This window comes from Fontibacillus panacisegetis, from assembly GCF_900102215.1.
GTDB classification, from domain to species: domain Bacteria; phylum Bacillota; class Bacilli; order Paenibacillales; family Paenibacillaceae; genus Fontibacillus; species Fontibacillus panacisegetis.
Genome location: NZ_FNBG01000037.1, coordinates 20,426 through 45,908 on the forward strand (window position 1 = coordinate 20,426; position 25,483 = coordinate 45,908).

The following is a 25,483-nucleotide window of genomic DNA, read 5'->3' on the forward strand; positions in this document are numbered from 1 at the left end:
TTAATCATACCACATTTGCCCGGTCCTATTTGTTATGTGATTACTCTTTATCTACTATAAAGACACTGAGTGATTCCCTCAAGGTCTCAGACAGAACCTCAAGCCGATTAGACAGCTGTACCAGTTCCTCACTGACCTTATACTGCTCTGAGGACATCGATGCCACTTCCTGAGTAGAAGCATTTGTCTCTTCCACAACAGCACTGACATTGGCGAAGAAATCTCTCAATACAGATTGAGAATTGTTCAGCTCATGGACAGATGCAGATGAACTTTGTATATCGCCTACAAAACTCTCCATCTCACTCATCACATTTTGGAAAATCTGCAGCGCTTGTTTAACAGAAACAAGTTGTTCATCAAACATCGGAGTGATAGTTGTTAGAACATTTACTGTATTCTCTATAGCTTCCTGGATTTCTTCCGTTATAGTTGATACGGTTTGAATTGAATTGTTTGATTGCACCGCAAGATTGCGAATTTCCTCAGCTATAACGACAAATCCTTTTCCGGCAGCTCCTGCTCTTGATGCCTCAATCGAAGCGTTCAGAGAAAGTATGTTAGTCTGCTTTGTCATTTCCACCATAGGCGCCAAAATATTACGAATCGAGAATGTGCTTCTGCTGAGTTTACCGGAATTTTCTTCAATCAGCCCCGTCATACGAGAAACCGCTTCCGTTTTTTCAACTAGACTAGCCATATACTCTTTACCCTGCTGGCTTACGCCTATTACCTTCTCTACCGATTTATCCATTGCAGAGTTCAAGTTCATGACGTTCTCCATTTGATGGCCAATTTGATCTGCAATATCTACACCTTTATCCGCTTCTTCGGCCAAACTGGTCGCTCCCATCGCGATTTCACTAGTAGCGGCAGCAATTTCCCCTGCATTACGTGAAGTATCCTTGGAAGCCATTGATAGGTTTTCGGCCGTATTTAGAAGTTCCTCAGCGGACAGATTCGTCCGTTCAACAAGAGCGGATATTTGCTCCATCATCCGGTTGAAGCTATGTCCTAATCGTCCTATTTCGTCATGTCCTTTGAACCGGGTACGAACATTTAAATTTCCTTTTTCGCCCTCTTCCATCAAATTACACAGCTTTTCAAGTGGCTTGCCTATAACGCGGACTAAGTATATACCAATTAACAAAGCTACAATAACTGCAAGTAAGAGAACACCTGCTGTCACATATAGCAGCTTGTCCGCTGCGCTAACAAAGTCACTCTCAGGTGCATATCCAATAACTCTCCAATCAACGGTCTTAAGCTGTCTGTAGACAACTAGCTGCGTAACCCCAGCGTCATCTGTTGTAAGGAACGAAACATCGTCACTTTCCAACTGGGCTGCATCAAGCCCAATAAAAGATTGCGATTCGATTAATGAGCTGTCCGTAGCGTGTACGATCGTACTATCATTAGTAATAACTCGTACTTCTCCTGCTTTACCAATCTTTAAATTGGACAGGATATCCGTGATAGACTTATCTTTAACCTCAATTAAAAGATAAAATTCTCCATTCGGGTTTTTTAGATTTTGCAGCAGTCTGCCCATCGTTAAGGTCGGTTCATTCGTTGAATCAAAAAAACCTTTTTTCATTGTCGGGAGCCATAACGGCTTGCCTCCAGCAGCTTCGATTTTATCGAATGCAGCCTGAGCGTACTCAGTATTTTGAGTACCGCTGGATCCTCCTGATGAATAAGCCTTTGACAGATCCTTCTTTGTAAGTCTGATCCCAAATAGACGACTGTCTGATCCTTTCATAGCGTCCAATTTACTTTTAATCCGAGTTTCAGCTTCCGTTCTTTTTACTATATCAATGCTAGAGTTAGTAACCAATTCCAGATCTGCTTTTAATGTTTGATCTACGGCTAATTGTCTGGAAATCGATTCATATTCGGTAAAGAGAAAATCCAATTTATCTGCTGCCTGCTCAATTGCCTGGGAGGAAGCTAATCCGACCTGACCACGAATAATTTCTTTTGACATCAGATACGAACTAACACCAAGAACAGTTGACACGAGAACTACCGTTGCAAACAGAATTATAAAAATTTTCATCCCGACTGACTTAAACTGAATGCGACCCCACTTCATAATTGCCACCTCTTCTTTCGTTAGGACTACGAAACATTACAGCTAATAACAAGATTCGCCAAAAACCGAGGAATACCCTGCAAATAAGGTGGCTTCTCCCTCGGATTTTATAAATATAGGCGATCAACGAAATCAACCATTCATTTTTAGCAAAAAGGTATAGTCCCTCCCCTTAAGAAAGGCTATACCTTTTTGGTGAAATCATTATCCTTTACTTGCCCCGGAAGTAAGTCCGTCTACAAGCAATCGCTGCATGAACATAAATAAAATCGTAATTGGAACTGCGATTAATACTGCACCTGCTGCAAACACCGTAAAGTTAGTGTTCTGAGCGTTATTAACCATATCCCACATCCCTACCGCTACGGTCCAGTTCGGCTTCGAACGCAGGATCAATTTGGCGAAGATAAAGTCTACCCAAGGCCCAGTAAATTGCAGAAGTGCAAGATAGGTCAAGATTGGTCTCGACAACGGTAATATAATCGAAGTAAATATTTTGAAATTACCAGCTCCATCAATCCTCGCTGCTTCATCCAGCGAACGAGGAATCGTGTCGAAGAAGCCTTTCGCAATAAGTGTTAATCCTAAAGGTGCACCAGCGGCATACACCATTATCAGGGCAAGATGCGTATCCAGCAATGACAATTCTTTAAGCAACAGGAATATGGCGATCATGCTCATAAATCCCGGGAACATACCAAGTACCAGCAATATGGACATGAAGTTCTGACGTCCACGGAAACGGAATCTTGATAAGGCATAGCTTGTCAGCAGTGTTAAAAGCACACCCAAAATCATGGAACAAATGGACACCTTCAATGTATTCATATACCATTGCGGGAACAGAATTTGTCTGGAATTGAACAGTTCACTAAAGTGATCAAGTGTCAATGTTTCAGGAAATAAAGTTTTACTATATAGCGACTTACCCGGACGTAATGCACCAAGTAAAATCCAAAGGGCTGGATATATCGCAGCAATTGCCAAAATAACTAAAATAGCGTAGCTAGACGTCAAGCGAACGACATTTCGAACTTTGCGGCTGCTCATTGGATCATATCCTCCTCTTTAAATGACTTGGTTCTGCGATAGTTGTAAATGGAGAATGAGGCGATGATCAGGAAGATAATGATACCTATTGCGGAAGCCATATTGTATCGATTGGATTGCAGAGTCAGCTTATAGAGCCAAGTAACGAGCAAATCAGTTGAACCCGCAGTTTGATATTTCCCGTTAACCGGATCGCCATTAGTAAGAAGGAAAATAGTATTAAAGTTATTAATATTTCCGGCAAATTGTGTGATTAATGTTGGAGCAGTTGTAAACAGAATCATTGGTAGGGTGACAATTTTAAATTTCTGGTAGCCCGTAGCTCCATCAACCTCCGCAGCTTCGTACATATCCTTCGGAATCGTAGTCAATACACCCATAATCAAAAGCATGGAAACAGGTATACCGACCCACATATTAACAAGGATTACCGTTACCCTTGCCCACATTGGCTCAGTCAGCCAAGGAATAGCATCTAACCCAAAGTATCGTAAATATTGATTAATTGGACCAAATTGTCCGTTAAACATATTTCTCATAACAAGCAGCGAAATAAGCTGCGGGATTGCGTAAGGAAGAATTAAAATCGTTCTCCAAAGGCCTTTTAATTTAATGCCCTTCTGATTAATGAGCAATGCGACAAGCATACCACCAAAGTATGTAGTTACAGTGGATAGTACCGCCCAGATGATCGTCCAGGTTAATACACCGTAAAAGGTATAACTCCAGCTTTTCAGAGCCAGCAAGTTTTTGAACGTATCAAATCCGACCCAGTCTACCAGCATGGCTGGAGGAATATGTTTTGGCGCCGAATAGTTCGTAAATGCGATCATTATCATGAAGATAATCGGCATAACGGTGAAGAACAGAATACCAAGTGAAGGAATAGTTAATAATGTTACTGAAAATTTATAATCCAGAACATAACGAATACTTTCCATGAAGTTATTCGCCTTTTTGCCCGATTCTCTTAGTTGACCGACCTTTCTGGCATCTTTAACGTTTAAGTAATACGCGATCAGGAAGACTATAAGATAAATCAAGGTAATCAAGCTTTGAATCAAAATAAAGATCGAATGATCATAACCTTCGTGAAGGTTAGCTGATGTTCTCGGAGTCTCACCCAATGTAGTAATTCCCCACAAAGCAAAACCTAAGTTATTGATAAAATAATAAACACTAACAGCTTCAAATGCTAGAAAGAGTAATCCTTTGGTAAATTGGCGGTTATATATTTGACCCAATCCCATGCACAGTATCGACAGTATCGTTGCTTTGTTCCGATGCTGGTCCATTTCCCTTCCTTCTCCTCTCCCTCGGAAATCAAGGTTACCCGCCGCTATTAGCGGCGGGTGAAAACAATTCCATTTGGTTAATCAGAATTATTCCGCAGCAACCCCGTTGTTCAAATCAGTAATTTGTTTAACTGCATTTTCTAAAGCAACCTTAGGATCAACATTGTTGTTCCAGATTTCAGGAAGCGCTGCGTTTGCAGGACCCCAAACGTTGTTCATTTCAGGAATAGAAGGCATTGGTTGAGAGTTTTTAGCTTGCTCTGCAAATGCAGCGATATATGGATCGTTTTTAATTTGATCAGCTTCCAAAGCTTCAAGGTTAGTAGGAACTGAACCAACTGATTTGTTCAAAAGCAATTGAGATTCTTTGCTTGAAGCAAAATCAGCATACAATTTTGCAGCATTTGGATATTTAGTAAACGAGCTTACAACATAACCTTTGATACCGGAGAACGTAATTGCAGTTTTTCCAAGCACTGTTGGAACCGGAGCAACAGCAAGGTTGTCGCCGATAGCTTCTTTATATGCTGCAAGCTCCCATGGACCGTTAATGTCCATTGCTACATCCCCAGCAGTGAAGAGACCACGTTTGATATCACCGTTGATATCGCCACTTGGTACAGGCAGGATTTCTCTCAAATCTTGGAACACCTTCATACCTGCAAGAGCTTCAGGAGTTGCAAGACCGATATCGTCTTTGTTCGTACCGTCGTTACCGAACAGGTAGCCGCCGTTACTTGCGATGAATGGGTAATTGTAATACAGGTTACCGGTTTCCCACATAAGAGCGTATTTTTTCTTAGCTTTATCAGTAAACGTTTTACCAAATGCAATTACATCTTCAAAAGTTTTTGGTGCTTCTGCAATAAGGGACTTGTTGTAATAAAGAGCTGAAGTTTCAGCCGCTCTTGGGTATCCATACAACTTACCGTCATAAGACATACCAATAGTAGAAGCTTCAGTGTTTCTCGACTTAACTTGTTCACCAAGTACATCATTCTCGAGAAGCAAACCGGAATTCACTGCATCGCCAAGATGGTCATGTGGCAGTACCAAGACGTCTGCGCCCAGTCCGGACGGACCATCAGTAACCAATCTAGCTTTTTGGTCAGGGATAGGAACTTCTTCAATGTTAACTTTAACACCGTATTTTTCTTCGAATTGTTGAGCGATTTGCTCAGTAAATACTACTTCTTCTCTACTTTCCCATACGAGAAGTTCTGCGCCTTCTTCAGGTGCCAAAGCTTCTGGTTGAGCAGCAGGGTCAGTACCAGTATTCTCTTGTGTGGTATTGGCTGGCGCTGGAGCAGCATTCCCATTGTTACCAGCATTGTTCTTGCCGCATGCTGTAATGGATACAACCAGTGACAGAGCAGCGATCAGAACTAACAGTTTTCTAAATTTCATAAAGCTAACCCCTCCTAAAATTTATACGCTTACGGAAATTTGCGCAAACGATTTCAGAGAATCCGGTTTTCTAAGTTTTTTATATGTCTCAGCTAAGAAAAAACCAGATTTTTTGATTGGAAAGCGCTTTATCCTCGAAAATATAATACAACATAGGCAATACATTGTAAAAACGTTTGCACACGTGATTATTACTATATTTACCCCCACTTTCTCTATTTTTCTCTCGAATACTCCGTATTTCGCATTTTGCACTAAAATCATATCCTTTTTTTTTGCAATTTTTAATCTAATGATAACTACAGCCTTTTAAATCTATATGATACCTTTTAAAAAAGTTGATAAAATGTTAATCACCATAAAAGTATATCATTTCAGGTGGATTTCCGTATCTTGTGCAAAGGTTTGAACAATGCTATAATCCAACATTGAAATTACAAACAACTTGCACAGTTACTATCTTGTTTCGGCTACAAAACTCGAAGGCACTGTTATCACTAAGGTACATCCTCGGCCTGTTGTGTTGGCCCTGATGTACCTTTTTTGAGTATAAGAGGTTGCTTGAACAGTCAATTGGAACATACCGATTTATGAAGTAGTTACTCAACTTTTTTTGCTCATAGCAGTGTATTAAGGAGATTTAATTGGACGAAACTGACCAATGATTAGGAGGAATTAAGAATGTTGCTTGAAGCGGTCTATCACCGTCCCAAACTAAACTGGTCTTATGCTTACGACCTTGAGACGATCCATCTTCGTCTTCGATCAAAAAGAAATGATCTAACTGAAGTTTTCGTATTTGCCGGGGACAAATATAGTTGGGATGATAGCAAAAAACTTGTGCCAATGTCCAAACTCGTATCTGATGAATTGTTTGATTACTGGGAATGTGCCATTAAACCTCCATTGCGACGGTTGAAATATGGATTTTTACTAAAATCCGGCGATGAACAAATTTGGATGACTGAGAGCGAGTTCACTAAAGACCGTCCGCAAATTCCTGAACGTTTGTATGAATTTCCATACATTAATCCCGCTGATTTATACAGTGTTCCGGAATGGGTAAAAGATACTATCTTCTATCAAATCTTCCCGGAGAGATTCGCTAATGGCGATAAGAGCAACGATCCTGAAGGTACTCTTCCGTGGGGCGGCGAGCCAACCCGTGTAAATTTCTTTGGCGGAGATCTTCAAGGTGTTATAGATCATTTAGATCATTTAAGTGAGCTCGGGATAACAGGAATTTATTTCACTCCTATTTTTGAAGGCTCAACTAATCATAAATACGATACGACTGATTACATGAAAATAGACTCGCAATTTGGCGATACAGAAACTTTAAAAAAATTGGTTCAGTCATGTCACGAACGTGGGATTAAGGTTCTGCTTGACGCGGTATTTAATCACTCCGGCAATACATTTGCTCCATTTCTCGATGTTAAAGAAAAGGGAGCAGAATCCCGTTATAAGGATTGGTTCTATATTCGTGATTATCCATTAGACATAGTTGATGGCAGCCTGACATATGATACATTCTCTTTTGAGCCACTTATGCCAAAATTAAATACTGCAAATCCGGAAGTAAAGCAATATCTACTTGGGGTGGCAGAATTCTGGATTAAAGAAATCGGCATCGACGGCTGGAGATTGGATGTAGCCAACGAGGTTGACCACCAATTCTGGAGAGATTTCCGCAAAGTTGTTAAGGGAGTTAACCCTGATGCATATATTCTCGGCGAGATCTGGCATGAATCTTCCGGCTGGCTTCAAGGCGATCAATTTGATGCAGTTATGAATTATCCGTTCACAGATGCAGTTCTTGATTTTGTTGTGCACGGAACCCTTGACGCCAAAGGATTTGCTGACGCGATCGGCAAACAAATATCCCGTTACCCGCTGCAAGCTACTGAAGTAGCCTTTAATTTGTTGGATAGCCATGATACCCCCCGCCTTCTGACGCTTTGTGAAGGTAACAAGAATAAGATGAAATTAGCTGCTCTGTTTCAATTCACTTATAGTGGAACACCTTGTATTTACTATGGCTCTGAGGTCGGTCTCGATGGAGAGATGGATCCAGGATGCCGTAAATGTATGGAGTGGGATCAGGATAAGCAGGACCGGGATTTGTTTGACTTCTACAAAAAGTTGATCTCTGTTCGTAAAGAACTTGCGCCACTTCGCACAGGAACCATTCAATTCCTCGTTGCTGAAGCAGGCGATACCAAGCTAGCTTATGAACGGAAGCTGAACGGAGAGACCGTTATCGTTCTGCTTAATAACGATGATAAAGCTCAAACCCTTGAGGTGAGGAGTCACGGTAAGTCATGGAAAGATGCAATCAGTGGACAAGCCTATGGCGAAACTGAAGGCAAGTTGAGTGTAACACTCCCATCTTATGGATTTGCGGTTCTGAGAGAAGCGTAATGATCTTCTTATTGATAAAAAAGGGCTGAGCAGGAAGTTCCTGCCCAGCCCTCTTTCTTATTTCTTACAGATCTAATTTCTCGAGGAACAAGATAATCATCGCTGCAACTTGCTCACGGGTCGAAGTAGCTGTAGGCTGGAATTTGTTCTCACCTAAACCGTTAATGATACCAAGAGCTTTAGCTGCTTTGATGCTATCCACAGCATAACCGGAAGCCGTATTCAGATCGTTAAAGGAAGCTTGCTCCGATCCTGAAATTTGTCCGAGGCTACTACCTGAAACATGAGCGTATGCTCTCATCAGCATTACGGTTATTTGTTCTCTAGTCACGGTTTGGTTCGGGCGGAACGTTCCATCGTTATAACCCGTTATGATACCCAGTTTGTTAAGAGCGGCTACATAACCTGCGTAATAAGCGCCATCTTGTATATCGCTCAATGAAGGAGCTTGTGCCGATTGATCCAAACCTAGTGCACGTCCCAAGAAGGCAGCAAATTCTGCACGGGTTACGTTGCCTTTAGGATTAAATCGCTCTGAATCTACACCTGAAGCAATATGCTTCGCAGCAAGCAATTCGATATAATCCTTAGACCATCCACTCTTCACGTCGCTGAATGTCTTATTATATTCCATTACGACAAATCGTGTGAGCGTATCCGTTGTAAACGTTATTGTGTTATCCTTCAGCTTACCACCTACATATTGGACAGTTCCATCTTCCTTAACTGCATAAACTCCAACTTTCTTCTTGTTAGCAATGCCTTTAAGTACAGCATCATCCAAAGTCAATGTCACGCTTACTTCAGCCCCTAGCTTAATTGCAGCCGTCTGCTTGCTTGCATCTACACTGGAGAGGCCGAAGATGTAAATATCGCCCACCGGTTGATAAGCTGAATCCTTGCCTTTAATTCCTTGCTTCAAAGCCTCTGCTGCATCAGTTGCAGCAACATCTTTGCTAAAAATAATATTTTCATGTGCATTAAGCTTAGCAGGAAGTCCAGTTGCTGGAATGTTAACTGTTATATCAGGGAACACTAACCGTAGTCCAACATTTTGATCACCTGCTTTGGCTACAGCTTCACCTGGAATAACAACATCTGTCGCTTCTCCTGCATTAACTCCAGATACTTTAATTTCAACAACCTTGTCACCCTTCGCTGCAGAGTCAATTGCTTTCTCTACATTCGCCAGGCTAACTTCAGCTATTTTGCGTCCGTCAGCTCCAGCTTTCGCTGCAACCTCTACAGTTCCCGGGTTCACCTGAGGTGTAGGTGCAGGAGATGGAGTTGCTGAAGATGGGGTTGTGGAATATGAACTTCCACCGCCACCGCCATCTGGTGATAATGGTTCAGGTTTTGGAGCAGTAAGCACAACCGTACCACCATCCAGACTGGAAGGCAAGCTTACGGTAACTGTACCATTACTATTAGCCGTATACGTTTTACCACTATACTCATCAGTAAATGTAGCATTTTGGTAACCTGATACAGTAAAGGTTGCTTGCTGTTCTGTATCCTTCGTATTAATACCAACAACTATACTTTCACCTTTGTAAGTCCGGGCAAATATATCGTATCCGGTTGCGTCAGAACCGCCAAGTTGTGCACGAGTTCCTTTGGAGAAAGTCTTGGAATGCTTATCCCGGATATTAAGCATTTTCTTGTAGTGATCATAGATATGATTGTAAGTTGGATCATCCAAACGTTTCCAGTCGAAGTCATAGCGGTTCTCACCCATACGACCGTTATCCATATCGGCATTCAAACCGGAATGCCCTACTTCCTCACCATAATAAATCACTGGCTGGCCCTTTGCAGTGATTTGCAAAGATGCAGCGATCTTCTGTTGACCTTGAACATTTCTCAAAGTCTCAGCTTCCAGCGTACCCTCTTTAAATTTGCTTCTCTCTTCCTCCTTAAGTAAATTCACTACAAATCCATTTTCATCGTGGCTACTGAGGAATTGACCTAGAGTAGATGCATTATCAATTCTGCTATTTTGGGATTGAAGCGCCTGTTCCGTATCAGAAATCCTGCCATTTACAAAGCTAGTCGCTGTTCCTTTAAATCCAAAATCAAGCACGGAGTCCATCGTACCTGTACGCAGGTATCCTCCATCATTATCCAGAGTTGCTCCAAAGTTTTCCCCGATCATTTTGAACTCCGGATACTTCTCAGTTAATTGATTTTTGAATGCCATCCAAGTAGTGTGCTCAACGTGTTTTATGGTATCTACACGGAAGTAATCAATTGTGTTCCCTTTAGCCGTTCTAGCTAATTCAATCCAATCCGTTTGCCACTTAATAACTTTCTCTCGCACAGCAGGATCCTCTGTCTTAAAATCAGGCAGTCCAGCTATTTTATTCTTAATTACAGGGTCCTCATTTATCTCGCGAAGCATCCCGTTAAACACGTCGCGTTCAGCCGGAGTTGGAAGATTGGTCTTTCCAGCATATCCACTGATATCATCCATTCCATACCCAGTATGGTTTAGTACAACGTCTACCATCACTTTCATGCCATTCTCATGAGCAGTATCCAGAAGATTATGGAGATCAGCCAACTCTCCTAGATGTTCATCTATTTCAGTGAAATCTTTTGCCCAATATCCATGATATCCGTATTGAGAGAATTTAGAGTTTACATTAAAGTCAATGTTATCAACAATTGGTGTAATCCAGATTGTATTCACGCCGAGCTCTTTCAGATAAGGAATTTTCTCAGTAACCCCTTTAAAATCCCCGCCGTGATAAGTTTCGAGATGATTCGTATCGTAATTCTCTCCGTTTTTATCGTCATTACTTGTATCTCCGTTAAAGAATCGGTCTGTCAGCATAAAATAAATGCGTGCTTCATCCCAATCAAAATCATCACTACCAACAACCTGACGAGTTTTCACAGTAATAGATGCATTTTGAATATGCTTGTTTCCATATACATCCACAACTGTTATGGGTAGTTGTTTGTTGCCTGTTGTTACAGTATCACTAACCGCTAGAGTTAACGACATTAGCTCTTCATCAATTGTTGTTTCTTTTTTTCCACCTAACGCAGTCAAATCAGCATAAATACTTCTGATTTCATCCTCCTGAATACCTGACAAGTTTAGGTGAAGCAATGCATTTTCATTATAAGAAATCGAATTAGGCTTAGTCTCTGCCTCAATATTTACATCCAGTACTTTGTAAGTAATTTGAGACTTATCATTCACAGTATTTTTAGGATCAAGAACCTCCGTAGTAACTCCATCAATAGTCACTAAATAGGAGTAGTCGAAAGTTCCAGGCTGAAGTCCTTTCAATGTGAAGGTGAATCGCTCATCTTCCTTGCTATAGACCATAGGATACTCGATACCATTGAATTTCAACTTCACTTCCTGAATTTTATCCATTTCATTGGATTTAAATAAACGGTAGTCTCGATAATAGAATGTTGCATTACCATCTTCAAGGAATGGTGCCGATGTACCCGGTAATACTCGGAACGGTCCTTTACCCGATTCAACAATTACCTTGGTTAACACTTCTGTTCCTGTAGTAATTTCGCGGTCATAATTCTGATCAATAACAGCCCATTCTTCTTTTCCTATACTTTTACGGATCTTGAAGCCTATCTTGTTAACGTCTGTAGTAATTGGGATAATCACACTGGACTTATTCCCATTGATATTGCCGTCAGCAAATGAAAATCCCTTATTGCTAAACCCTGTGTACCATGTCCAAACGCTCCAACCACTGAAATCGGCATCGTCCTTCACATAGGTTAACTGAACTCTACGATACTTTTCAGCCTCCAGTTTCTCAAGATCCGGTTTTTCGTAAAAGACTTCCGTAATACCTTCCACGATCCATACTTCAACACTATTATCTGTGTCAATCTGGATACTCCGTTCTGCATCCTTGTCAGCCCATTCATTTCCTTCTGTACTAAATCTTGGGATAACTCCGGTTTTCTTAAAAGGAGAATAATAGGTAACTTGCGCATATCCGTCTACAGTTTGTTTGAAATTCTTTGATCTGCTCTTTCCTTTATCCGGGGAAATTGGATATAACCAAAGATTCCACTTATCTGCCGTTCCATCAAAACGATAGAAATTAATGGTGTAGGCATTTAGATTGGTAACCAAGTTAACATCTGTAATAGTCTTGAATGTTTCATATGTTGCCACAACAGTAGCTTTCCCTACTGGTGCACTTGAATCAACTGTAAGAATGTTACCTTTGATTTCTACACCTGCTACTGGAGTTTCTAAAGACCAAGTCGGAGAAATCCGAGTGCCTTTGCCCTTTTCATCCATTAACTCCGCTTCTAACTCAAGTTCTCCACCAATTGCAGCATTTTCGTCAGAAGTAATAATAATGCCCGGTACAATTACTTTCGAATTATCACCATCACTAGGTGGGTTCAATGGATCCGTGAAACCTCCATCCCAACTACCTTGATTCGGGATAAATTTATACTCATGCGGCCCTGCATCAAGTCGAGTAGTCAGAGTAAACACACCATCAATTAAGTCTAATGGTATTGCTGTGCTATTATTCCAACTATTCATGGTCCCCACAAGGTACACAGATGTCCGATTGCCCTTCTCAACATTGAAGGTAACCGTACCATCACTATTAATAACCGGGCTCTTAAGCAGCTGACCGGTAACTTTAACTTCTCTTTCAACAGTCCAGTCTTCATATTGGGCTGCTAGCTTAATAGTGCCTTCCTCGGCATTTTGCGCGACGGTCAATTCGTTTGTTATATCATCAAATTTAACGCCGCTTAATCCCTTTGTCATAGTCAGTTTGGGTGGAATCGTTGTGTCACGATCACCAGTATAATAAACAGCACTAGTAACTGTGATAGTTTGACCCAAACCGATCTCTGTTTGAGGTTTAAATTCAATCCCCGGTACAGAAAGACCCGGATTTGTTTTATTCTTAATTTGATTTAATGGATCAGCCTTCCAATCACCATCGGCAACGATACCATATTCATACCAACCTGCATCAAAATGTCTAGAATAGGACCAGACATCATTAGCACCTTTCAGCATTGGATTTTCAGGCCAGTCTTTATCAAAACTTCCTTTTACACTTACTATTTGTTCACTGCCATCCCCTTGATAATTAAAAGTAACCTCAGCCCCAGTAGCAGTTCTAGTTCCAATCTCAGGGCTAACTAATCCACTACTAGCTCCTGCTCCCTGGTCGGACGAATCTGCTCTCGCATCTGTTAATAAGCTCCCAAACGAGCCTATAAACAAAGCGAGAATCAGCAACCGGGAGAATATTCCCTTCATTCTTTTAGCCATTGTTGTCTCTGACCTCCAGTAACTCAGTTTAGTAATCTAAAAATACAAACTAAATAAGGCCAAACCCGGTAGATTACCACCCCCAAGTAAGTATGTGCAAACGTTTCCATTTACGTTTAAGCAGATTTCAATATCATTGATGTTTTAGGAAAGTTCCCCACTAGATATATAATATATTAAGCGCTTCCATTTATTAAAACGTTTGCACAGATCATTTTTTAGACATTTCACCTACTTTCCTTTATTTTTCTAATATTTTCTCTCATTTCCCTTTGAATTCTTTATTTTTCTATAATAATTACAAGAATTTTCAAGCAATGTATGATATTAGCTCGCCAAATGCAAGATATAGCTGCTTTTCAAGGCATTATCTATTTACTTTCATCTATATTTCGATTAATATTACAATGTAAAGCAAACGGTTCCACAGAGGAGGTTTTTATGGCTGTTACCATAAAGGATGTTGCCAAAAAGGCCGGAGTATCTCCCTCTACCGTGTCCCGGGTGCTATCTAATCATCCAAGAATTAGTGTCGAAACTTCGAGAAAAGTAAAAGAAATTATGGAACAGCTTGGCTACCATCCAAACATTATGGCCAAGAGCCTGGTATCCAAGACAACGAATAGCATTTGTATCATGCTTCCTAAGTCTGCCGAGGAGTTGTTCTCAAATTTCTTCTTCATGGAATTGATACGAGGGATCGTCACTCAGGCGAGTCGTCTGGGCTATGACGTACTTATCAGTTCCGGAGCAAATGAGAAGGAAGAAGTTGAAGCCGTTTCCAGACTTCTGAATGGACGTCGCGTTGACGGTGTCATCTTGCTTTATTCGAGAAAAGACGACCCCGTTATCGATTTCCTTTATGAAAACGGTCATCATTTCGTCTTGATCGGACGGAGCGAACGATATCCAGACACATTGTCTGTAGATAACGATAACGTTCAGGCTTCCTATGATGCCGCTAAGCATTTGATCTCATTGGGACATGAAAGGATTGGATTCGTCAGCGGACCCCCAGATCTTGTATTTTCCAAAGATCGACTTAAAGGTTTCATGGATGCCTTGAATGATGCTGGATTAGAAATGCGACCTGAATGGATTGTAGAAGGGGAATTTCTACAAGATAGTGGCTATCGGGCCATGTCTTTTTTTATGAATCTTCCGGATCGTCCGACGGCTATCGTCCTAATCGATGATGTTGTTTCGTTTGGTGTTTTACGTAGTCTGCATGAGCTCAAGTACAAGGTGCCTGAAGACTTATGCTTGGTAAGTTTCAATAACATTCCGTTATCAGAGTTGTCTACACCACCACTTAGCAGTATAGATATCGGTATTTATAATTTGGGATATACCGCATCTCAGCTTCTTATACAATCGATTGAGAATGGCAACGATAAGAATTATCAGAAACGACAGATTATTCCTCATCGTCTGATGATTCGTGAATCATCCATGCATTCGATCTCGAAAAAATAAATGGTGGGTGTCAAAAAATAATCGAAGCTTCTGCTTCTTTTATTTTTTATATTTTGTTCAAACGTTTGCGCTAGCTTAAGGAGGAGAGAAAATGAGCTCAATCAAAGCATGCTTGTTCGATCTGGATGGTGTTCTGGTCGATACGGCAAAATATCACTACTTAGCTTGGAAAAGACTTGCTGAGGAGCTTGGATTCGATTTTACTGAACATGATAATGAACGTCTGAAAGGTGTCAGCAGAATGGCTTCTCTTGATATTCTGCTCAGTATTGGCGGCATTGAACTGGATGAATCCAAAAAGCAGGAACTTGCTGAAAGAAAAAATGACTGGTATTTCGAAATGATCTCTAAAATGGATGAATCGGAAATACTGCCTGGAGCACTTGAATTCTTAAAAGAATGCCGTGAGAATGGTCTAAAGGTTGCACTAGGTTCCGCTAGTAAAAATGCAATGACCATCTTAAACAATACAGGTATTACCCCTTATTTTGATGCCATCATCGATGGAACTCGCACTACAAGTGCTAAGCCTGATCCGGAAGTATTTACACTTGGTGCCACTGAAGTTGGAGTATCTCCTGAACAATGCGTCGTTTTTGAAGATGCTGAAGCAGGCGTTGAAGCTGCTCGTCGCGCAGGTATGCACTGTGTTGGTATCGGTTCACCAGAAAATCTCGCTAAAGCCGACTTCGTTGTGTCCTCTCTTGCAGATATGACGGTGAGTCGTCTGAATGATATTGTCGTTTCATAAGGGATTTATGTAGTAATTTGTGGTACTTTGTCATAGATTATTTATTAATTCAGAATGATTGAAGAAGGAGCCGGTAATCGTGAAACAATATTTAAAGGTAGATGAATGGTCCATTATTGAAGAATCCTTTGATCCTGCTACACATGAGATTTCTGAAAGTATTTTCAGTATCGGTAACGGGTACATGGGACAACGTGCTAATTTTGAAGAACAATATAGCGGTAAATCCCTGCAAGGCAGTTACATGGCAGGTGTATACTATCCCGACAAAACGCGTGTAGGCTGGTGGAAGAACGGGTATCCTGAATATTTCGCCAAAGTGCTTAACAGCACGAACTGGATCGGAATCGACGTCACCATCAATGATACTGTTCTTGATCTTGCTAATTGCGAAGTTAAAAATTTTGTTCGCGAGCTCAACATGAAAGAGGGCTATCTGTCACGCCGTTTTGTAGCTGTACTTGCTGACGGAAAAGAAGTTCAAGTTGAAGCGATCCGTTTCGTTAGTATTAAACGCCATGAAATTGGTGCGATTCGCTATGCGGTAACTCCACTCAACTTCTCTGGAACTGTTAAATTAGTATCTTACCTCGACGGTGATGTACAAAACAAAGACTCCAACTATGAAGAGAAATTCTGGCTGGAAGTTGACAAAGCGGCGGCAGCAGATGTCTCCTATCTAACCTTGAAAACGAAAAAACTGGATTTCCATGTCACTTCTGTTATGTCTTTTGATATTTTCAAAAATGGTACAAAGCTCGATGTACAACCCGCAGTAGCCGAGCGTGAAAAATACGTTTCTTCTGAAGTTGTTGTTGATGCAAATCAGGGCGAAACAGTTGCTGTATATAAATATGTAGCAAACGTGACTTCCCGTAACTTCGGATTGGGTGAGCTTGTAGAAGCAGGTAAAAAGCTTCTTGCTGATGCTAAAGCTGCAGGCTTTGACGCTTTGCTTCAAGAGCAAGTAGATGGATGGGCTTCTAAATGGAAAGAAAGTGACATCATCATCGAAGGCGATACATCAGCACAGCAGGCGATTCGATTCAATATTTTCCAACTGAATCAAACATACGACGGTTCTGACGATCGTCTGAATATCGGTCCTAAAGGGTTCACTGGTGAAAAATACGGCGGTAGCACATACTGGGACACTGAAGCATACTGCGTACCTTTCTATCTGAGTACTGCAGATTCTGAAATTTCTCGTAACCTGCTTATCTACCGTTACAAGCATTTGGAAAAAGCAAAAGAAAATGCTAAAAAGCTTGGCTTCACTAAAGGTGCATTGTACCCAATGGTAACGATGAACGGTGAAGAGTGCCATAACGAGTGGGAAATCACTTTTGAAGAAATCCATCGTAATGGTGCGATTGCTTACGCAATCTACAACTATGTGAACTACACTGGCGACAAGTCCTACTTGGGTCAATACGGTCTGGAAGTACTCGCTGAAATCTCCCGTTTCTGGGAGCAACGCGTGAACTACTCCGCTGACAAGAAGAAATACGTAATGCTTGGCGTTACTGGACCAAACGAATACGAAAACAACTCAAACAACAACTGGTACACAAACCGCATTGCGGCTTGGACTATGGAATATACGCTTGAAGTCATCGACTACTTGAAAGCTAACGAAAACGCCCGTTATCAAGAATTGGCTGGCAAGCTTGAGCTTAAAGAAGAAGAAACGAAAAAATGGCAAGATATCATCGCTAATATGTACTATCCATATGATGAAGAGCGTCAAGTATTCTTGCAACAGGATGGATTCCTTGATAAGGAATTAATCGCAGTGAAGGATCTTCCACAAGAAAATCTTCCACTGAACCAAAAATGGTCATGGGATCGTATCCTTCGTTCTTGCTTCATCAAACAAGCGGACGTATTGCAAGGATTGTATTTCCTCGGTGACCGTTATGATTTGGAAACGAAGAAACGGAACTTTGACTTCTATGAGCCGATGACTGTTCATGAATCTTCATTGTCGCCTTGCTTGCACTCCATCATCGCTTGTGAGCTTGGTTATCAGGAAAAAGCTTATGAAATGTACCTCCGTACAGCTAGACTTGACCTGGACAACTACAACAATGACACAGAAGATGGATGTCATACAACAAGTATGGCAGGAACCTGGATGTCAGTTATTCAAGGTTTCGGTGGTCTGCGCGTAGCTAATGACGAACTCGTTCTTCGTCCATTTATCCCTTCGCACTGGACATCGTTCTCCTTCAAGGTTATGTTCCGTGATTCCCGTCTGAACGTAAGCGTAACAGATGAGAACATTATCGTAACAAATGAGACTGATGTTCCAGCCGCTATTCGTATCTACGACAGCAGCTACACAGTTAACGGCAATGGCGAAGTAAAAGTTGAAAGAGCATCTACAGCAACTAAGTAAAAATGAAGCTGCCCCATAGTCAAAAATGACTTGGGGCAGCTTTATTTGTTTACTGTGGAACTGTTGAATATGATGGGTCATGCTGCGAGTGTGAATTAAGCTGCCAGATCATTGACCAGGTTCTTGATCCATTTTTTAGATCTGATCCGAGCCATACCGATTGCAAAACGAACTACTTCCTCCATGGAGAGGACGAGATAGACGAGAAAAATGGGCTGCTTCCACACAAATGACATTAGAAGACCGGACGGAACGCCGATTAACCAGGTTGCCGTCGATTCCATAACAAAGACAAATTTGCTATCTCCGCCACTATTCAATATACCTCCTGCCATAATCATGTTTCCTACTTTAACCCATAGGAAAGCAGCAAATACCCAGACTAGATAAATTCCTAATTGATGCGTCTCATCCGATACATTAAATGCGGATACATAGAGCGGGGAAATTAGTGCAATGATCGCTCCAATGACCAGAGATACGCTAATACCCAACAGAATAAACCGTTTTGCATACTGAAGCGCAATCTCCTCTTCTCCCGCTCCGAGCTTGTTCCCGACCATAACACCCCCTGCACTTGAAAGTCCCGCCAGAAGGCCTATACAGATCCCTTGAAGCGGAAATGTAATCGTCATTGCAGTCATTTCCGCGGTGCCCATCCTGCTATAAATAATAGCGTAAACGGTTTCCCCAAGGACCCAAATAAGCTCTGTTAAAATAATAGGGTACGTTGTTCGGATAAATTTGGTGACTAGTGACTTGGATGCACTAAATAAATCTTTAAAATCAGCTCCGCCCGGTAATTTGAATTTATATACGGCTCCAATAATAAGCAGACATTCTACAATTCTCGCGATCAAAGTGGCAATTGCAGAACCCTTAAGCCCCCATTCCGGGAAACCAAACTTACCGAAAATTAACAAATAGTTAAGGATGATATTCAAAACTACCGTAAAAAGACTGACAAACATTGGCAGCTTCACATGTTCTGTACTTCTCAGAATCGCAGAATACATCATGGTGAGCATCATAGGAACATATGTTAAAGCTGTAATCTGCAAGAAAATAAATCCATCCTCGATGATTCTGGCATCTGTCGTAAAAAGACTCAGACAAAGCTGTGGCTTAATGAACACAAACAAGGAGAACAGAAATGATAAACTGAACCCTACTAACAATCCGATCCCAAGTAGTCCGGAAATGCTCTTCCGATCCTGTTTACCCCAGAATTGTGCGGCGTAGACTGACACACCCATCGCTAGACCAGCCAATACTACCGAAATGATTCCATATATTTTACTGGACATTCCGACTGAAGCGATCGCAACATCACCGAGTTGACCTACCATTAACTGATCCGTAAGTGTTAAGAGCGCCATAATCAAGCTTTGTAAAGTTACTGGTATTGCTATTTTGTATACATTTCTATAGAAGTCTTTTTTTAACTCAGCGTTCATTCCTACATATCCTCCTAATCGACTACACTGCTTTCAAATAGCGTAATAAAGTAAAATTTTCCCGCGGCTGAACCTCCGCTACTTTAAACTTCTTAATGCAATCCATCTCTGTATAGCCCTCGCCGTCAACTAATGTAATATTGGTAGACCCACCAATAATGATAGGCAGCTGCATCAGAATGATCTCATCCACCAAGCCTTGGTTAAAAATGTGCCAGTTTAAGAACCCGCCTCCTTCTACCATCAAACTAGTAATTCCGAACTTATCCTCCAATTGATCGTATAGTTGTACAAAATCAACTTCTTCTTCTCCGCAAATCAGGCACTCCTTATTTCGATCACGAAGTATTTCCATTTTATCATCATTTTTACCTTTTTCAGTTGTTACAATAATGGTTTTTTCTTCATCTGTCAAAACATTACTGTTGAGAGGAATATCCATCGTTCTGGTAGGTATAATTCGAACCGGATTTTTATGCTCCTCGTATCGATTGGTTAAAAAAGGATTGTCCGTATTAATTGTATTTTTACCTACCATAATTCCATCTACATTTCCGCGAAATTTATGGATAAATTCCATATCATTGCTATCAAAAAGACTGAATAAAGGTTTACTCGACTGTCCTGCGCCCAAAGTTAGCTTACCATCAATAGAGATTTGACTAAAAATGCTGGTTTTCATATTTTCTACCCTCTTTCTATGGATTAATTAGCTTGAATACGATCACTCTGTTGCTGAAAAGCTTGTTCCATTACATTAAATGCACTAACTGCACCCTGTTTCAGCAATTGATCGAGTCCAGGAGCTATAGCATTCCATACAGTATTCATGATGCGTTCGATAGGCATAGATCGACTATCCTTCAGAAGCCCCACCAGTTGCCCCCGATTCCGTGAATATGTCGACAAAAGCTGTTCCTGAACTACAGGATGCACCGGAGTTCGTTGGACTTTGGTTCCCCACTTGCGTTGACTTTCTTCACTCAGCATAAATGTTGCAAATGAGATAATCTCTTCTCTCAGCTCGGAATCTAAATCCAGCGAATGATTAGGAAATACTAATCCAATCGTTGAAGCCATCGATATGGATGGCTTTCCGTATATTGAAGGCAGCCTGCCTATTCCAAGCCTTTCCCCCATCTGTTGATCCAAATAATTAAAAATCCATTCACCGCAATAAATAGCTCCTACCTGACCAGCAATGAACTGCTCCAGCAATTCATTAGATCCATTTAGACTTGCCAAATTGCCAGTTTCCATCTGATCACTTACAAAGTGTAGTGCCTGCTGCATTTCATGGTTAAGAAATGAAGGTGTGCCTTCATGAATTGGCCAGCCTCCAAAGGCTGTAAAGAACAGAATGAACCAATAAGGGTCCAGCAGATCAGCACCTACAGGAACGATTCCTTGATGCTTCAGCCTCTCTCCAAGCTTCTCAATTTCTTCCCATGACGCGGGCGGCTGTTCAAAAATTTCTCTGTTGTAGTATAGAACCATATGATTTCCTTTAATTACTGGCAAGCCATATTGAACAAATTCAACCTGCATGGATGCAAGATCACCTGATCCGAAGCCTTCCACTATGCTGGACAATTGTTCAGGAACTATAGAGTACAAAGCTGTATCCACAAATACTGCCATATCCGCTGGAACAAAAGCCATATGTGGTGCTTGTCCACCATTCGCTATTTCCTTCAATCGTGGCACTAGCTCTTTAATATTCATGACTTCAGGCGTTACTTTCACGTCATTTTCTTTGGAGTATTGATCACACAGCTCCTCAAGCACCTGAATAGAAGTGTCTCCAGGACCATCGAACTCATGCCAAATGATTAATTCCTTATCCTTGTCACTTGTCATCACTATTAACTCCTCTCAGGTTAAATCTGTTCATTATAGAAGATCATGCCTTGATTTGGTTGGATCTTAAATTGCTTGTACCGTCGACCTAGATGGACTGCTCCTGACTCACTATTGCTGTCTATTAATAGAACAAATCCTTCATTCACCTTATAAATAGCATCCAAATCTACATTCTGGACTGTATCGGAGCTTAAATTAAAACAGCCTACAAGCAACTCTCTTCCCTGATAATATGCATAAATCAATACTTCACCTTGATCTTCAGGAATAAAAAAATGACCTGGCTGTAAAAGCCCACTATACTGCTTCCTGCAGAGATTTAGCTGATGGAGCAAATCAACCATCGGTACAGGCTCGGTCCAGTTGATCGCCAGCTTGTTAAAAAACGCCCTTGGGATCTCGGCTCCCTGCGTATTATCCCCTAAACCGCAGTTAAGCGGCTGTTCCTCGTTGACTTCCATTCCTGTCGTTAAATATGGAATAGCATTAGGCAAGAAGTAATTAAATACGCTCATCATCCTCGCAAGCTGTACCCCCCCACGACTAGTTATTCTTGGCGTATCCGCCGTCTCGGAACAGGCAAACACATGAATCGCAAGCTCTGGCAATTCCCGCAAAAAATTTTGCAGCTTGTCCACTTTAATATCCGTCATGATGTTCCAGCCGCTGCCCAGCATAATGTTATATCCCGTCTTAGCTGCTCTTCTATGGTTTCGATTAAATAAATCCTCACTGATCAATATAGCTTGAGGTCTTAATTCTTTTATTTTCTGAAAAATTTCATCCAATAGAGCGGTAGGCAGCACATGACCGATATCAATTCTGAAACCATCGATTCCGTAAGTGTTGAGATTAAATGAGATGGCGTCGATCAGCATGTCCCATAGCTCCCGATTTGGCTCAAGTCCCGGATAATCGTTGCATTTGATCGTATCAAATAGTACGTACGGTGCTTGCTCCGGGGATACATAAGGCTTGGCCAATGGCGAAATATCCTTGTACAAGCGGTAAAAAGTAATATCTGTCCATATCGGTTGAACATCGTTAATCCAGTCAGAGTGTGCCGGTGAAGTTGTAATACCCATTTCCTTCTCTACCAGTGTTAATAGTTCTTCTCCCGTTTGCTTCGCTCTCTTTTTAAGTGCCTGCCACAGCACAGGATTCAATTCGTTAGGAGGTAATGAGAACTTGCCTAGAAAACCGGAGGTCTCTTCGCTGCGATACACTGTTTCTAATTTATCCGGGGTGCACTCCTCAAAAAAGCCCAATTCAGGAATTTGCGGTGGGCGAAATCCCTCTAATTGATCTAAATGCATCCAGTACACCCAATCAGGATGGTCCTCAATAACTGCGCTATTCTTGGCTGTTACTCTGGGAATGAAATCGACCACAACTTTAATATCGAGCAGGTGGCAGGCTTCAACAAGCGCCGCCATTTCATCGTCCAATGTAAAATCCTGCATCCCATCCAGCAAGTGATCATGTAATTGGTCATCCAGCTCGAACAGAGTATGCACCGCATACGGCGAACCGATATCTCCCTTCAGATTAAGATGACTGTAACGGGTCACAGGAAGTAAATACAGGATGTTTACACCCATTTTTTTAAGAAGGGGAAGCAGAATCATCGTTCGCAAAAAAGTCCCGGACTGCAGCTCACCTATGTGAGCATAATCCCAAGCGGTGGTGTATCTGACCAAGGAGCAATAAATGACGCTTTCGTCGAGGTTACTACGATCAGACATGTAATATTGTGACGATGAATTAAACAAATACTGGAGGTGAGAGACTATGAAATCTATAGGATGTACCTGAATCTCGCCGTCCTTTGCATCCAGAATATTCGCATATTTACTCTCATTCCATATGGCTGGTATCCATATCGGTTGTATGTCTCTACGTCTATTCGACATCAGAAATCGATGAATTTGCTTCAAACGCTCTGGTTGGTTCATCAAACCATCTCCCTTTTTTTGAAAGAAGAAGAAACTTTCATTTCAAATTTCAGAAAACAAACACGGTTTTCAAAGATTGAGACACTAAAGAAGCCCCGGTCTCGAGGTTATACCCTAGCAATTCATGTATCGCTGTCTCATAGTCCTCCAGATCGAGCTTTCTTGTAACTAACGCAGACAATTCAGGATGATTCGCCGCAAATTGCAACGACTCTTCAAAGGTCCCCAAATATTCCCCGGCTCCTATCAGCTTCACAGCATTTTGCGTATAGTGAGTAGGATGGATGGTATACTCATACTTTCCGTTAATGCCGAAAGGAATGATCCTTCCTCCTCGCTCCACCCATTGCTCTGCAACCGCCATCTGATTGCCAACGGTATCTATGACGACATCAAATTTGCCAACCCCTAGCAGTTGATTTACCCTGATATCATCCAGCTCATCAGGCAGAACTGCGACATCCGAAAACTGACGGGCAAGAGATAATCGATATGGATTACACTCGGTTGCCATCGTTACACAGCCCAAATGCTTACTCACGATCTGACACAGCAGCCCCATAGGACCTGAGCCAAGAATAAGAACACGATCTATTGCAGTAACTTCTGCTTCATTGAAATTATGAAGAACGCAAGCCAATGGCTCTATTAAAACGGCAGCCTCCCAGCTTATCGAATCAGGAAGCTTGTGTACAAATTGCTCTTTTGAAACAACATATGGAGCGAACATCCCCTGCGTATTTAATCCTGCTATCCGCATTCCTTGTCCATCTGCTCCGATACACAGGTGAAGTTGCCCCTTTTGGCAGAAGCGACATTTACCACAGCTCTGGTTCGGGTCTATCACGACACGATCACCTGCCTTAAACCGCGTTACCTTGGAACTTACCTGGATTACAGTTCCAACAGCCTCATGCCCCCGGATTACTCCTGAAATCCCGGGCTCCTTACCCGTAATAACTGCAAGATCAGTACCACATATACCCGATAACTCAACTCTTACTTTGACATCATCTTCATGGACACATTGCGGTTCCAACCTATCACACAGCTCAAGACGATTTTTCTCACTCCACTCTAGTGCCTTCACAATCCAATATCGCTCCTCTCTCTGTGTCTTTGTCTTTGTAAAAACGTATGCAGCTTGCGCAAACGTTTGAGCATATGTTATCACATATCATTGTAAAAGTAAGGAAATAAATGTCGAAATATGGTGCACCTGCGAAATATTTTTATATCTTTTAAATAAAAAAAATTTATCGATGTCCTCTTGAAGCTTATACCTTCTGAAACCTCAAAGGGGGCTGTCCCAAAAGTAGGTTTACTGTCAAAACTAGAAATAGCGGTGCAGGGAAGACGCTCCCTGCACCGCTTGATCCTGCCGCCTTCTATGACCTTATCTCATGTGTAATAGTGTCATGATGCGGAATTCCTGAAATTCCTGCAAATGTGACAAATGTGCAGGCTTTCTCTAAGATTCTTTTCAAACTAGTCTATTCTAAACAATATTCCTACATTTTATACGAAAATAAAGAGTATGCCACAAGTAATCGTGATTAGGCTCGTGTTAAACAGAAGCATCAGGGCTACAGTTGGACGTTTTCAACCTATTTTCAGCACTTCGGTAGCAATAAAGGAAAAAAGTTCCCCTATTCCATCAGGATTCGCTCAAGATCATAAACTAAAGGAACTTAATTCCTCTATTTTGGTGCTAAACGCTGATTTTTCGCATTTTAGGGCAATTTCAGTAAGGATAAAGGAAAATACTTCCTCTATTTCCTTTAAAATCATCCCATTTTCGAAAATAAAGGAGATTTTTTCCTCTACTGTGTTCGATCTGCAATCTTCTGACTTCTCACGAATAAGCTAGCTGTACTATTTCGAAAAAGCGCAATTTGGAGTATATTATTTTCATTCTAGGTGGTGACGCCTGAGCGTCATAGTTGTTTTTTCATGTTTTTCCTGATATCTTGCCTTTTTTCTGCTAAAAAGCTATCTTAGATAACT

At 41.4% G+C, this 25,483-nt stretch carries 14 protein-coding genes; 4 read left to right on the forward strand and 10 right to left on the reverse strand.

Features of this window, described 5'->3' with window-relative positions:
- Positions 1-40: 40 nt before the first annotated feature.
- The 4 genes from BLS49_RS21490 to BLS49_RS21505 all read right to left on the reverse strand — a co-directional run bounded on the left by BLS49_RS21490 (position 41) and on the right by BLS49_RS21505 (position 5,847).
- Positions 41-2,095 (reverse strand): methyl-accepting chemotaxis protein, encoded by a 2,055-nt coding sequence (locus BLS49_RS21490; protein ID WP_245742678.1) that lies wholly within the window; start codon positions 2,093-2,095, stop codon positions 41-43.
- A gap of 204 nt (positions 2,096-2,299) precedes the next feature.
- Positions 2,300-3,145, reverse strand: a complete 846-nt coding sequence (locus tag BLS49_RS21495) for a sugar ABC transporter permease (protein ID WP_091235651.1) — start codon at positions 3,143-3,145, stop codon at positions 2,300-2,302.
- Entirely contained in the window at positions 3,142-4,440 is a 1,299-nt protein-coding gene (locus tag BLS49_RS21500; RefSeq protein ID WP_091235652.1) for a sugar ABC transporter permease, read from the reverse strand. The genes BLS49_RS21495 and BLS49_RS21500 overlap by 4 nt, the downstream gene beginning before the upstream one ends.
- Before the next feature lie 87 nt (positions 4,441-4,527).
- On the reverse strand, positions 4,528-5,847 hold the full coding sequence (locus BLS49_RS21505) for a sugar ABC transporter substrate-binding protein (protein WP_091235654.1): 1,320 nt from the start codon (positions 5,845-5,847) through the stop codon (positions 4,528-4,530).
- Between the two features lie 681 nt (positions 5,848-6,528).
- On the opposite strand from BLS49_RS21505, the gene BLS49_RS21510 reads away from it, so the two are divergent.
- On the forward strand, positions 6,529-8,271 hold the full coding sequence (locus tag BLS49_RS21510; RefSeq protein ID WP_091235656.1) for an alpha-glycosidase: 1,743 nt from the start codon (positions 6,529-6,531) through the stop codon (positions 8,269-8,271).
- Between the two features lie 64 nt (positions 8,272-8,335).
- On the opposite strand, the gene BLS49_RS21515 is transcribed toward BLS49_RS21510, so the two are convergent.
- Positions 8,336-13,573, reverse strand: a complete 5,238-nt coding sequence (locus tag BLS49_RS21515; RefSeq protein ID WP_091235658.1) for an alpha-amylase family glycosyl hydrolase — start codon at positions 13,571-13,573, stop codon at positions 8,336-8,338.
- Between the two features lie 441 nt (positions 13,574-14,014).
- Between BLS49_RS21515 and BLS49_RS21520 the strand changes: the two genes are divergently transcribed.
- The 3 genes from BLS49_RS21520 to BLS49_RS21530 all read left to right on the forward strand — a co-directional run bounded on the left by BLS49_RS21520 (position 14,015) and on the right by BLS49_RS21530 (position 18,201).
- Positions 14,015-15,049 carry a LacI family DNA-binding transcriptional regulator gene (locus tag BLS49_RS21520; protein WP_091235660.1) on the forward strand — a complete coding sequence of 345 codons (1,035 nt, stop codon included), beginning with the start codon at positions 14,015-14,017 and terminating at the stop codon, positions 15,047-15,049.
- A 91-nt stretch (positions 15,050-15,140) separates the two neighbouring features.
- Complete coding sequence (pgmB, locus tag BLS49_RS21525; protein WP_091235662.1) at positions 15,141-15,800, forward strand: beta-phosphoglucomutase; 660 nt, start codon at positions 15,141-15,143, stop codon at positions 15,798-15,800.
- A gap of 79 nt (positions 15,801-15,879) precedes the next feature.
- Positions 15,880-18,201 carry a glycoside hydrolase family 65 protein gene (locus BLS49_RS21530; protein ID WP_091235664.1) on the forward strand — a complete coding sequence of 774 codons (2,322 nt, stop codon included), beginning with the start codon at positions 15,880-15,882 and terminating at the stop codon, positions 18,199-18,201.
- A 95-nt stretch (positions 18,202-18,296) separates the two neighbouring features.
- Here the strand turns inward: BLS49_RS21530 and BLS49_RS21535 are convergent, their stop codons facing one another.
- From BLS49_RS21535 to BLS49_RS21555, 5 genes are read right to left on the reverse strand one after another with little or no spacing between them, the layout of a single operon-like run.
- Positions 18,297-19,658, reverse strand: coding sequence for an MATE family efflux transporter (locus BLS49_RS21535; protein ID WP_091235667.1), 1,362 nt, complete (start codon positions 19,656-19,658; stop codon positions 18,297-18,299).
- A 22-nt stretch (positions 19,659-19,680) separates the two neighbouring features.
- Positions 19,681-20,340, reverse strand: coding sequence for a dihydrofolate reductase family protein (locus BLS49_RS21540; protein ID WP_091235669.1), 660 nt, complete (start codon positions 20,338-20,340; stop codon positions 19,681-19,683).
- Between the two features lie 23 nt (positions 20,341-20,363).
- The gene (locus BLS49_RS21545) at positions 20,364-21,518 is read right to left on the reverse strand and encodes a sugar ABC transporter substrate-binding protein (RefSeq protein ID WP_245742680.1); all 1,155 of its coding nucleotides are present in this window, start codon (positions 21,516-21,518) and stop codon (positions 20,364-20,366) included.
- A gap of 20 nt (positions 21,519-21,538) precedes the next feature.
- Positions 21,539-23,476, reverse strand: coding sequence for an alpha-amylase family protein (locus BLS49_RS21550; RefSeq protein ID WP_091235672.1), 1,938 nt, complete (start codon positions 23,474-23,476; stop codon positions 21,539-21,541).
- Between the two features lie 49 nt (positions 23,477-23,525).
- Entirely contained in the window at positions 23,526-24,566 is a 1,041-nt protein-coding gene (locus tag BLS49_RS21555) for a zinc-dependent alcohol dehydrogenase (RefSeq protein ID WP_091235673.1), read from the reverse strand.
- Positions 24,567-25,483 lie beyond the last annotated feature (917 nt).